The organism is Trinickia sp. NRRL B-1857 (assembly GCF_050470685.1).
Lineage (GTDB): Bacteria > Pseudomonadota > Gammaproteobacteria > Burkholderiales > Burkholderiaceae > Trinickia.
Window position 1 is genome coordinate 4,015,823 of the sequence record NZ_JBFLUK010000001.1, and the last position, 12,303, is coordinate 4,028,125.

11 protein-coding genes are annotated in these 12,303 nt (G+C 62.8%); 8 read left to right on the forward strand and 3 right to left on the reverse strand.

Translation table 11 applies throughout. From position 1 onward, the window contains the following. Positions 1-23 precede the first annotated feature (23 nt). The 7 genes from pstS to phoR all read left to right on the forward strand — a co-directional run bounded on the left by pstS (position 24) and on the right by phoR (position 6,750). Positions 24-1,055 (forward strand): phosphate ABC transporter substrate-binding protein PstS, encoded by a 1,032-nt coding sequence (pstS, locus tag AB1286_RS18000; protein WP_430364532.1) that lies wholly within the window; start codon positions 24-26, stop codon positions 1,053-1,055. Positions 1,056-1,152: 97 nt separating this feature from the next. Beyond that, positions 1,153-2,136: a phosphate ABC transporter permease PstC gene (gene pstC, locus AB1286_RS18005; RefSeq protein WP_430364533.1), complete on the forward strand. Its 984-nt coding sequence runs from the start codon at positions 1,153-1,155 to the stop codon at positions 2,134-2,136. After that, positions 2,133-3,029, forward strand: coding sequence for a phosphate ABC transporter permease PstA (gene pstA / locus AB1286_RS18010; RefSeq protein ID WP_430364534.1), 897 nt, complete (start codon positions 2,133-2,135; stop codon positions 3,027-3,029). Before pstC ends, pstA begins: the two co-directional genes overlap by 4 nt. A 15-nt stretch (positions 3,030-3,044) precedes the next feature. Continuing rightward, on the forward strand, positions 3,045-3,893 hold the full coding sequence (gene pstB / locus AB1286_RS18015; protein ID WP_430364535.1) for a phosphate ABC transporter ATP-binding protein PstB: 849 nt from the start codon (positions 3,045-3,047) through the stop codon (positions 3,891-3,893). Positions 3,894-3,911: 18 nt separating this feature from the next. Then, the gene (gene phoU, locus AB1286_RS18020; RefSeq protein ID WP_430364536.1) at positions 3,912-4,616 is read left to right on the forward strand and encodes a phosphate signaling complex protein PhoU; all 705 of its coding nucleotides are present in this window, start codon (positions 3,912-3,914) and stop codon (positions 4,614-4,616) included. Between the two features lie 30 nt (positions 4,617-4,646). Further along, positions 4,647-5,348 (forward strand): phosphate regulon transcriptional regulator PhoB, encoded by a 702-nt coding sequence (gene phoB, locus AB1286_RS18025; protein WP_430364537.1) that lies wholly within the window; start codon positions 4,647-4,649, stop codon positions 5,346-5,348. Positions 5,349-5,436: 88 nt separating this feature from the next. After that, on the forward strand, positions 5,437-6,750 hold the full coding sequence (gene phoR, locus AB1286_RS18030; RefSeq protein ID WP_430364538.1) for a phosphate regulon sensor histidine kinase PhoR: 1,314 nt from the start codon (positions 5,437-5,439) through the stop codon (positions 6,748-6,750). Between the two features lie 53 nt (positions 6,751-6,803). On the opposite strand, the gene ppk1 is transcribed toward phoR, so the two are convergent. Continuing rightward, positions 6,804-8,867 carry a polyphosphate kinase 1 gene (ppk1, locus tag AB1286_RS18035; RefSeq protein ID WP_430365113.1) on the reverse strand — a complete coding sequence of 688 codons (2,064 nt, stop codon included), beginning with the start codon at positions 8,865-8,867 and terminating at the stop codon, positions 6,804-6,806. Between the two features lie 346 nt (positions 8,868-9,213). Here ppk1 and ppx point away from each other — a divergent pair, with 346 nt between their 5' ends. Further along, entirely contained in the window at positions 9,214-10,725 is a 1,512-nt protein-coding gene (ppx, locus tag AB1286_RS18040; protein ID WP_430364539.1) for an exopolyphosphatase, read from the forward strand. Positions 10,726-10,871: 146 nt separating this feature from the next. Here ppx and AB1286_RS18045 read toward each other — a convergent pair whose 3' ends face one another. After that, positions 10,872-11,675, reverse strand: coding sequence for a GNAT family N-acetyltransferase (locus AB1286_RS18045; protein ID WP_430364540.1), 804 nt, complete (start codon positions 11,673-11,675; stop codon positions 10,872-10,874). Positions 11,676-11,814: 139 nt separating this feature from the next. Then, positions 11,815-12,288 (reverse strand): SixA phosphatase family protein, encoded by a 474-nt coding sequence (locus tag AB1286_RS18050; protein WP_430364541.1) that lies wholly within the window; start codon positions 12,286-12,288, stop codon positions 11,815-11,817. Between the last annotated feature and the right edge of the window lie 15 nt (positions 12,289-12,303).

Genomic DNA, 12,303 nt, shown 5'->3' on the forward strand with positions numbered 1-12,303 from the left:
CCACACCACTAGGGGTTAAATTCATGAAATTGATGCAAACCGTGTTCGCTGGCCTGGCCGGCGTGCTTTTCGCCGTTTCCGCGCAAGCCGCCGACATCACCGGCGCAGGCAGCACGTTCGCCGCTCCGCTCTACACGAAGTGGGCCGATTCGTACGTCAAGTCGGGCGGCGGCAAGGTCAACTACCAGGGCATCGGTTCGGCTGGCGGCATCAAGCAAATCGAAGCGAAGACCGTTGATTTCGCTGGCTCGGATATGCCGCTGAAGGACGACGAACTCGCCAAGCAAGGCCTGTTTCAATTCCCGACGGTGGTCGGCGGCGTGGTGCCGGCGGTCAACCTGCCGGGCGTGAAGTCCGGTGAGCTGACGCTTTCGGGCGAAGTGCTGGCCGACATCTACCTGAACAAGATCACGAAGTGGAACGACCCGGCGATCGCCAAGCTGAACCCCGGCGTGAAGCTGCCGGATACGGCCATCGCCGTGGTGCGCCGCGCCGACGGTTCGGGCACGACGTTCATTTGGTCGAACTACCTCTCGAAGGTTAGCTCGGAGTGGAAGTCGAAGGTCGGCGAAGGCACGACGGTCAATTGGCCGACGGGCACGGGCGGCAAGGGTAACGACGGCGTTGCCGCGTTCATCCAACGTCTGCCGGGCGCGATCGGTTATGTCGAGTGGGCCTACGTGAAGCAAAACCACATGGTCTACACGAAGATGATGAACCACGACGGCAAGGTCGTGACGCCGGATACGGCAACGTTCGCCGCCGCCGCGAAGGGCGCCGAGTGGAACAAGTCGTTCTACCAGATCCTGACGGACGAGCCGGGCGCACAAGCATGGCCGATCGTCGGCGCGACGTTCGTGCTCGTGCACAAGTCGCAAGAGAAGCCGGCGGAAGGCGCGGAAACGCTGAAGTTCTTCGGCTGGGGCTTCAAGAACGGCTCCGACGCCGTGACGTCGCTCGATTACATCCCGTTGCCGGCATCGGTCACGGCTGAAATCGAGAAGCAGTGGAAGGCGAATGTGAAGGATGCATCGGGCAAGCCGGTCGCTGAATAAGCGCCGTAGGTAGGAACGGCCCGGCAAGGCGAACGCTTTGCCGGGCATCGCCATCGCTTGCGCCCATCCCGGGCGCCGCAATCGTAAACGGGTTCACATGTCCGACACTCGACTCATGTCGACGGCCCCCGCCGAACACGCGCAACGCGCGCCGAGCCAACTCGGCGATGTCATTTTCGGCAATCTGGCGCGCCTCGCAGCCATCGTCACGCTGTTGCTGCTCGGCGGCATCATCGTGTCGCTGATCGTCGAATCGCTGCCGTCGATCCAAAAATTCGGGCTCCACTTCCTCTGGTCTGCCGATTGGGATCCGCCCAACGATAACTACGGCGCGCTCGTGCCTGTGTACGGCACGCTGGCGACGTCCATCATCGCACTCATCATCGCGGTGCCTGTGAGCTTCGGCATCGCGCTTTTTCTGACCGAGCTTTCGCCTGCCTGGTTGCGCCGCCCGCTCGGCATCGCCATCGAACTGCTGGCCGCGATCCCCTCGATCGTCTACGGCATGTGGGGCTTGCTCGTGTTCTCGCCGATCTTCGCGACCTACTTCGAACAGCCGATCGGCAACGTTCTCGGGTCCATGCCGATCATCGGCGCGCTGTTCCAGGGACCGCCGATCGGTATCGGCATCCTGTGCGCCGGCGTGATCCTCGCGATCATGATCATCCCGTACATCGCCTCGGTCATGCGCGACGTGTTCGAAGTCACGCCCGTGCTGCTTAAGGAATCCGCGTACGGCATCGGCTGCACGACTTGGGAAGTCATGTGGAAGATCGTGCTGCCCTTCACGAAGAGCGGCGTCATCGGCGGCGTGATGCTCGGCCTCGGCCGCGCGCTCGGCGAAACGATGGCGGTCACGTTCGTGATCGGCAACACCAACTTGCTCAGCAACATCTCGCTGTTCTCGCCGGGCAACAGCATTACCTCGGCACTCGCCAACGAGTTCGCCGAAGCGGGCCCCGGTCTGCATACCGCCGCGTTGATGGAACTCGGTTTGATTCTCTTCGTCATCACGTTCATCGTGCTTGCCATCTCGAAGATCATGCTGCTGCGCCTCGAAAAGGCAGAGGGGGCGAAATGAGCGGTCCTTCGATGCAAATCCCCGGTTCGGCGAGCCCCGAAGCGTTCGCCGCCACGCGCGACCGCTTGCAGCGCCGCCGGCGCGTGGTCAACGCGATCGCGCTGACGATGTCGCTCGCCGCGATGGCATTCGGCCTGCTGTGGCTCGTATGGATTCTTTACACGACGCTTAGCCTCGGTGTGGGCGGTTTGTCGGCGTCGCTGTTCACGCAATCGACGCCGCCCCCGAACACCGACGGCGGCGGCTTGGCCAACGCCATCGTCGGCACGCTGATGCTGGTGGGCGCGGCAACCGTCGTCGGCACGCCGATCGGCGTGCTCGCCGGCGTCTATTTGGCCGAGTACGGCCGCAAGGGCTGGCTCGCCAGCGTCACGCGCTTCATCAACGACATTTTGCTGTCGGCGCCGTCGATCGTCGTGGGCCTTTTTGTCTATGCGATCATCGTCGAAAAGATGGGCCATTTTTCGGGGTGGGCAGGCGTCGTCTCGCTCGCGCTGTTGCAGATTCCGATCGTGATCCGCACGACCGAGAATATGCTCAAGCTCGTGCCGAATGCGCTGCGCGAAGCGGCTTTCGCGCTCGGCGTGCCGAAGTGGAAGATGGTGCTGTCGATCACGCTGAAGGCGTCGATCGCAGGTGTGGTGACGGGCGTTTTGCTCGCCATCGCGCGGATTGCCGGCGAAACGGCGCCGCTGCTGTTCACGGCCTTGTCGAATCAGTTCTTCTCGGTCGACATGAACCAGCCGCTCGCGAACCTGCCCGTCACGATTTACAAGTTTGCAATGAGCCCGTTCCCGCAGTGGCAATCGCTCGCGTGGGCCGGTGTGTTCCTGATTACCCTCGGCGTGCTCGGACTGAACATCCTCGCGCGTGCGATGTTCGGCAAGAAATAAGCCACGGAGCGTTTTATGAATATGGCTGAAAGTCACCTGTCCCAAGTCGAGCGTCCCGCCGCGCCCGCCGGTTTCGAGCCGGCCACGAGCGATCGTCCGCTGTCTCCCGTCACGCCGAAGATCGAAGTCAAGGATCTGAACTTCTTCTACGGCAAGTACCATGCGCTCAAGAACATCAACTTGAACATTCCGGAAGGCAAGGTGACCGCGTTCATCGGCCCGTCCGGCTGCGGCAAGTCGACGCTCTTGCGCACGTTCAACAAGATGTTCGCTCTGTATCCCGAGCAGCGCGCCGAAGGCGCCATCATGATGGACGGCGAAAACCTGCTCACGACGAAGCGCGATATTTCGCTGCTGCGCGCGCGCGTCGGCATGGTGTTCCAAAAGCCGACCCCGTTCCCGATGTCGATCTACGACAACATCGCATTCGGCGTGAAGATGTTCGAATCGCTGTCGCGCTCGGAGATGGACGACCGCGTCGAGTGGGCGCTCACGAAGGCGGCACTGTGGACCGAAGTGAAGGACAAGCTCAATCAGAGCGGCTATAGCCTCTCGGGTGGCCAGCAGCAGCGCCTTTGCATCGCGCGCGGCATCGCGATTCGCCCCGAGGTGCTCTTGCTCGACGAGCCGTGTTCGGCGCTCGACCCGATTTCGACGGGCCGCGTGGAAGAGCTCATCGCCGAGCTCAAGAGCGACTACACGGTGGTGATCGTCACCCACAATATGCAGCAGGCGGCGCGTTGTTCCGACTTTACGGGCTACATGTACCTCGGCGAGTTGATCGAATTCGGCGATACCGAGAAAATCTTCATCAAGCCGGTCCGCAAGGAAACCGAGGATTACATCACCGGCCGCTTCGGCTGATGGATTAAGGAGACAGCGATGTCGGACAAGCATTTGTCGAGCCAATTCGACGCAGATCTCAACCTCGTCTCGTCGAAGGTATTGGAAATGGGCGGTCTCGTCGAGGCCCAGATCACGCGTGCGATGCAGGCGCTGAACGACTTCGACATGGAGGTGGCCGATCAGGTCATCGCCGCGGAAGAGGTCGTCAACACGATGGAAGTCGAGATCGACGAGGAGTGCAGCAACGTCATCGCGCGCCGGCAGCCGGCCGCGCGCGACTTGCGTTTGCTGCTCGCGATCTCGAAGACGATCACGAATCTCGAGCGCGCGGGCGACGAGGCCGAAAAAATCGCCAAGCGCGTCAAACGTTTGATGGAAGACGGGACGTCGCGCACGGTCAATATCGCCGAGATCAAACTCTCGGGCGAGATGGCCGTGTCGATCCTGCGCCGTGCGCTCGATGCGTTCGCGCGCCTCGACACCGTGGCCGCCGCGCAGATCGTGCGCGACGACAAGGCGATCGACGAGGAATTCCGCGCGTTCGTGCGCAAGCTCGTCACGTACATGATGGAAGACCCGCGCACGATTTCCGCGGGGCTCGAGTTCTTGTTCATCGCCAAAGCGATCGAGCGTATCGGCGATCATGCGAAGAACATCGCCGAGTTCATCATCTACATCGTGAAGGGGACCGACGTGCGCCACAAATCGCGCGACGCCCTCGAGCGTGAAGCCCTTAGTTAAACGTCAGAACGTATTAAGAGGTAGGTGACGATGCCGAGCAGCATTCTCATCATCGAAGATGAGCCCGCGATTTCCGAACTGATTTCCGTCAACCTGCAACATGCGGGGCACTGCCCGATCCGCGCCTACAACGCGGAGCAGGCACAGGCGCTGATCAGCGACGTGCTGCCCGATCTCGTTTTGCTGGACTGGATGTTGCCGGGCAAGTCGGGGATCGCGTTCGCGCGCGATCTGCGCAACAACGAGCGGACGAAGCACATCCCCATCATCATGCTGACGGCGCGCGGCGACGAGCAGGACAAAGTGCTCGGACTCGAGATCGGCGCGGACGATTACGTCACGAAGCCGTTTTCGCCGAAAGAGCTGATGGCCCGCATCAAGGCCGTCCTGCGGCGGCGTGCGCCGCAGTTGACCGAAGACGTCGTCGCGATCAACGGGCTCAAGCTCGATCCGGCCACGCATCGGGTCGCCGCACATGGGTCCGGCAATGAGATCAAGCTCGACCTCGGTCCGACCGAGTTCAGGCTGTTGCACTTTTTCATGACGCACCCGGAGCGCGTGCACAGCCGCACGCAACTGCTCGATCAGGTCTGGGGCGACCACGTGTTCGTCGAGGAGCGCACGGTGGATGTGCATATCAAGCGGCTGCGCGCCGCGCTCAAGCCGGCCGGATGCGATGCTATGATCGAAACGGTACGCGGCAGCGGGTACCGTCTCGCCAAGAGCGCATAAGCGTAAAGGCGCCGTCCGGCGCCACGGGCGGGTGCGGCGACACTGCCGCTTGCGGCCGCCTCTTCGTTCTTCGGCTGATTTTGACTTCATGAACATCATTTGGGCGCGCTCGATCGTATCGCTTCTGCTGCTCGCGCTCATCTGCGCGGCGATTGCCGCCGTCACGAGCGTCCGCACCGCGTTGATCTTCGCGGTGGTGGCGCTCATTGCGCAGAGCCTTTTCACGACGTACCACACGCAGCGGTTGTGGCGCTTGCTCGATGCCCCCGTCTACGGCGAGGTGCCGAGCGCACCGGGCATTTGGGGCGAAATCTACTACCGCTTGCATAAGCTCGCCAAGCGTTGGCATGCGCAGGTTCGCCAAGTCGAACAGCAGCATTCTCGCTTCATTCAGGCGATCCAAGCGTCGCCGAACGGTGTCGCCATGCTCGACGATCACGACCAGATCGAATGGTGCAACGCCATTGCGGAAGTGCACTTCGGGCTCGATGCAAAGCGCGATCTGCGTCAGCACATCACCCATCTCGTCCGGCATCCGGATTTCGTGCGCTATCTCAACTCACATCATTACGAGCAGATGCTCGTCATGCGCGGGATGGGCGAGAAGCGGCAAAACGTGCTTTCCGTCCAAGCGTTTCCCTACGGGGAGAATCGCAAGCTCGTGCTGTCGGCGGACATTACGGAGTTGGAGCGCACCGATGCAATGCGGCGCGACTTCGTCGCGAACGTCTCGCACGAGCTCAAGACGCCGCTTACGGTGCTGTCGGGCTTTCTCGAGACGATGCGCGAGTTGCCGCTCGAACGCGAGGATCGCGAGCGTTACTTGGAGTTGATGGATCAGCAAGCGTCGCGCATGCGTAACATCGTCGACGATTTGCTGGTGCTGGCCAAGCTCGAGGGCAACGTGAAGCCGCCGAGCGATCAAGCGATCGACATGCGCGCCGTCATCTCGCATATCCGCGACGATGCGGCGACGCTATCCGGCGGGCGGCACGCCATCGAATTTACGATCGACGACGGCTTGACGGTCACCGGCGCCGAGACCGAAGTGCTCAGCGCGCTCGGCAATCTCGTGACCAATGCAATCCGCTATACGCCCGATGCCGGATCGATCAAGGTCGTTTGGAAGCAGGTGGGCAAGGATGCGGTGTTTTCAGTGACCGACACCGGCTACGGCATTCCCGCTGCCGACATACCGCGGCTCACCGAGCGCTTTTATCGCGTCGATCGCAGCCGCTCGCGCGATACGGGCGGCACCGGGCTCGGTCTGGCTATCGTCAAGCACGTGCTGCAACGGCACGATGCGACGCTCGACGTCAAAAGCGAAGAGGGCAAAGGCAGCACGTTCAGCGTGCGCTTTTCCGCCCAGCGAACGACGCGCCGCCAGCCGGTCAACGCTTAAAGCCGGTCCGCGCTGGGCCGGTGCATCGCTAGACGACGCACCGGCGCATTCGATCAGCAGCCGAATTTCGTGAGCAAGCTTGCCTGCGCGTTGCGCGAGGCTTTGCCGGGGCGGCTACGCCGATAGTGACCGTCGCTTTGCATGACCCACGCGGACTGATTGTCGCCGAGAAAGGCCGACAAGCCTTCGGCGACGACGCGCCGCTTCAGGCGTCGATCCTTGATGGGGAAAGCGACTTCGACCCGGCGGAAGAAGTTGCGATCCATCCAATCCGCGCTCGACAGGTACACGTGCTCTTCGCCGTTCGAGAAGAAATAGAAGATGCGGTGATGTTCGAGGAAGCGGCCGACGATGGAGCGCACGGAGATGTTCTCCGATAGTCCTTCCACGCCCGGCTGCAACGAGCAGACGCCGCGCACGATCAAATCGATCTTCACGCCCGCTTGCGAGGCCTCGTACAGTTCGGCGATGACGGTGGGCTCGAGCAGGGCGTTCATCTTCGCGACGATGCGCGCTTTCTTGCCGGCCCGCGCATTGTCGGCTTCCTTGCGGATCGCTTCGACGAGCTTCGGGTGCAGCGTGAACGGCGATTGCCACAGGTCGTGCAGCTTGAGTTCGCCGCCGATGCCGGTGAGTTGCTGAAACACGTGATGCACGTCTTCGCAGATACGCTGATCCGCGGTCATCAGGCCGAAGTCCGAATAGAGGCGGGCCGTGCGCGGATGGTAGTTGCCCGTGCCCAAGTGCGCGTAGCGCTTGAGCGAGGACTTGCCGTTATGCGTCGTTCGGCGCACGATCAGCATCATCTTCGCATGGCACTTGTGGCCCACGACGCCGTACACGACGTGCGCGCCCACCGCCTCGAGCTGCGATGCCCAGTTGATATTCGTTTCCTCGTCGAAGCGCGCGAGCAGCTCGACGACTACGGTCACTTCCTTGCCGTTGCGCGCGGCTTGCATGAGCGCATCCATCAGCGGCGAGTCCGTGCCTGTGCGATAGATCGTCTGCTTGATGGCGACGACGTTGGGATCTTGGGCGGCTTGCAGCAGCAATTCGAGCACGGGCTGAAAGCTCTCGTACGGATGATGCAGCAGCACGTCGCCTTGATCGAGGGTGTCGAAGAGGTTCGCGGCGTTCGCGAGAATCGGCGAAGTCGCGGGCACATGCGGCACGAATTTCAAATCGGGGCGATCGACGAGTTCGGGCAACTGCATGAGCCGCACGAGATTCACGGATCCGTCCACGCGGTAGCAGTCTTTCTCGTTCAACCCGCTTTCGTCGAGAAGACGGCGAACGAGATGCGGGGGCGTATCGGCCGACACCTCAAGCCGCACCGCGTTGCCGAGGTGGCGGGCGGGCAGCTCGCCTTGCAGCGCGACGCGCAGATTCGTGATTTCATCCTCGTCGACGAAGAGTTCGCTATTCCGCGTGATACGAAATTGATTGCAGCTACGGATGACGAGGTTCGGGAACAGCTCTTGGACGAAGCGCTGCATGAACGAGCTCAGCAACACGAACCCGTACGCGAAGCCCGACAGTTCCTGCGGCATGTGCACGAGCCGCGGCAACGCACGCGGCGCCTGCACGATCCCCATCACGGCTTGCCGGCCGAAGGCATCCTTGCCTTCGAGTTCCACGACGAAATTCAAGCTCTTGTTGAGCACGCGCGGAAAGGGGTGAGCCGGATCGAGGCCGATCGGCGTCAGCACGGGCAGCAGCTCGTCGAGGAAGTACCGGCGCGCCCATTCGGTCTGGGCTTCCGTCCAAGTGTCCCAACTATGAAAATAGATGCCTTCTTGCTCGAGCGCCGGCAAGACGGTTTCGTGCAACATGGCGTATTGCCGGTCCACGAGCTTGTGCGCGCGTTCGACGACGAGGTCGTAGACGTGCTGTAGCGACATGCCGTCGGGCGCGAGCGTGCCCGGGTTGTCGCGCATCTGCTCTTGCAGACCCGCCATGCGGATCTCGAAGAATTCGTCGAGGTTGCTGCTGGTGATGCAGATGAAGCGCAGCCGCTCGAGCAGCGGCACCGACGGATCGGCCGCCTGCGCAAGCACGCGCTCGTTGAAGCCCAGGATGCCTAACTCACGATTCAGAAGGGGATAGCGCAGCGACATCGGCAACGAAAGATGAGAGGGGTCGGATGAGGGAATGAACAGGCGCTCGGACATTCTCATGGTTCGATGTCATTTCGATGAAAAGTCATACTGTCACTCATTCTACGGATATTTGGTATGACTTGGACCGTCCGCGGTCGTGCGAGAGCGCAACGGTGCGCAAGTCTCGGGCCGCTCGGCATCGGGTGCCTGCCGAATTTGCCGCACCATTGGCGATGGACGAAGCCATATTCATCCACCGGTCGCAAATACTATGCGCTTAAAATGGCGTCTTTGAACAGTGACGCGCGTGCCGGGCGAGTCGCCCCCGGCTAGTTGGACGCGCGAACGGGAGCCTTCTTTCCTAATGCCCAATACCCCGCACCTTCTTGCATCGGTCGACCTCGGCTCGAACAGCTTCCGGCTTATCGTCGGCCGCGTCGAGGAAACGCCCGCGGGCGCACAGATCTACCAGGTCGATGCGCTGCGTGAGCCCGTGCGCCTTGCCGCGGGGCTCTCCGCCGACAAGATGCTCGATCGCGCGTCGCAGGTGCGCGCATGGGATGCGCTCAAGCGTTTCGGCGAGCGGCTGCGCGATTTCCATCCGGATCATGTGCGGGCCGTCGCGACGAACACGCTGCGGGTCGCGAAAAATGCGCCCGAGTTTCTCGTGGAGGCGCAAAGCGCCCTCGGGTTCCCGATCGAGGTGATCGCCGGGCGCGAGGAGGCTCGGCTGATCTATGCCGGCGCGGCCCATTCGGTGCCTGCGATCTCGGGCAAACGGCTTGTCGTCGACATCGGCGGCGGCTCGACCGAATTCATCATCGGCCAGCACTACACGCCGCTCGTCATGGAGAGTCTGTACATCGGCTGCGTCAGCCATAGCCGTGCGTTCTTTCCCGCGGGCAACGTCGACGATTACACGATGCGTCAGGCCGAACTTGCGGCCAAGCGGGAAATTCAAATCATCTCGCGCGAGTACAAGCAGGCCGGCTGGGATCAGGCGATCGGCTCCTCGGGTACCGCGCGGGCGCTGGCCGAACTCGTCGAAGCCAACGGCTTCAACGACCCGGGTATTTCGCACGGCATCTCGCGCGGCGGCCTCGAGCGGCTCAAGCGCGCATTGATCAAGGCCGAGAACGTCAACCGGCTCAAGCTGATCGCGCTCAAGCCCGATCGTGTGCCGGTCCTCGCCGGGGGCTTGTCGATCATGCTCGCCGTCTTCGAGGAGCTCGGTATCGATTATGTCGACACGACCGACGGCGCCTTGCGCCTGGGCGTGCTCTACGACCTGCTCGGGCGCACGCAACACGAGGACATGCGCGCCGTCACCGTGGAAGGCTTCATGCGCCGCTACGGTGTCGACCGGGCGCAGGCCGAACGCATCGCCGATCTGTCCGTGGGCTTTTACGATCAACTCGGCGAGCCCGATGCGGAGCGCTTGATCGAAGGGCGCATGTTTCTGGGCTGGGCGGCCGCGCTCCATGAAATCGGCCTATCGATTTCGCACAGCGCCTATCACAAGCATTCGGCCTACATTACGAGCAACGCCGATATGCCCGGTTTTTCGCGCACGGATCAAGCGCGGCTCGCCGTCCTCGTGCTCGGCCATGCGGGCAAGCTCGGCAAGCTTGCGCAAACGCGCGAGGTCGAATGGCCTTTGCTGTTCTGCTTGCGGCTCGCGGCGCTGCTCTGCCGCCGGCGCACCGATGCAGGGCTGCCCGGGATCCGTGTGGCGAAATCGAACGGCGGATACGAAGTGCGCTTGCCGAACGAGTGGGTGTCCGGCAATCCGCTGACCGATTACAGCTTGATTCAAGAAGCGGCCGAGTGGGAAAAGGTCGGCATCCGCTACCGCGTCATCTATACGGACGAATGAGCCATGGCGGCGGTCGCCGCCGTTTAGTGGCAAAGGCTGCGAAGGCCGTCAAGGCCATCAAGGCCGCAAAACGAACGGCCCGTGCGCTCATCGAGCGAACGGGCCGTTTTCGTTATGGATTCGGCGCCGCAGGCGCCGCGCCGGTTTTAACCGAGGAAATGGCGGGCGTAGCGGGCGTTGATGTCCGACAAGCGGAACAGCGTCAGGAAGTCCGCGCAGTTGAAGTCGGGATCCCACGCGGGCGCGCCGCAAATCTTCGCGCCGAGGCGCATATAGCCTTTGACGAGGGGCGGCGGCGCGACGCGCGCGCCCGTGCGCAATTCCTCGACCGGTAGCGGCGTGTGCGGGAAGGCGCGATACTCGGGGCTCGTCAGCGCGTTTTCGCGCAGCGATTCGTACAAGTTCGCTGCGAAATGGCCGCCGTCCGCCATCGGGACGCTCGCGCAGCCGAGCATGGTCTCGTAGCCGTTTTGCAGCATGTAGGTGCCGAGCCCGCCCCACAGCGACATGATGACCGAGCCGCTGCGATAGTCGGCATGCACGCACGAGCGGCCCACTTCGACCATCTTGGAGCGCAGATGCGCAAGGCGCGACAGGTCGAATTCGCCTTCGGCGTAAAGGCGCCCGATGCGGGCGGCTTGATGCGGCGGCAGCACGCGGTACGTACCGACGACCTTCAGCGTTTCGAGGTCGCGTACGAGCAGATGGTCGCAGTAGGCATCGAAGGCGTCGACGTCGAGGCCGGACGGTCCCGAGACGCTCGCGCCCATTTCGTCCGCGAACACGCGGTAGCGCAGGCGCTGCGCTTCGCGAAGCTCCTCGTCGGTACGCGCCCAGGCCACTTGAAGACGATGCTCTTGTGTGACGGTTTCTCTCTCGCGCGGCAGACGGCGGCGCGAATCGAGCGGAATCGAAGCGAGGGGCAGGGTAGGCGTCGGCAGATCTCGCATGGGGGTTCCTGGTTCCGAATGACTATGAAAGGAATGCTTCGGTCCCTGCCAATGTAGTAACGGGGCATGACGGTCGCGTGGCAAACGCGTGTCGCTACGATGACATGTCGCGCGCTGGACACGCGGCTTTCACGATGACTCAAGTCAGATCGGGCGATAACACTGCCCGCACGACCACTTGCACGGAGCCGTCGCGCCGGGCTTCGGGGCGCTCGCGGCTCGATAGCCACCACAGGCCGCCCTTTTTGATGGTCCATTCGGCCGCCTCGCCGGCGACGAGGCGGGACGCAACGAGGCCGAGCGTAGGCTGGTGCCCGACGATGACGACGGTGGGCGCGATTCCCTGCGGCCACCCCGCGGCGGCCAGCAAGTCATCGACGCTCGCGCCCGGCGCAATGCTCTCCACGGTTCGGTATTGATCGGTCAACGATTCCACCGTCTGGACCGTACGGGCGGCCGGGCTGGCGAGGATCACCGCGTCCGGGTCCAGGCGCGAGCGCAGCCACTTCGCCACCGCTTGCGCCTGCTTGCGGCCCCGCGTGGTCAGCTGGCGGGCGCTATCGCTTTGGGCGGTATCCTCGGCTTCCGCATGGCGCCAGAGAATCAAATCCATGTCGTCGTCTCCTAG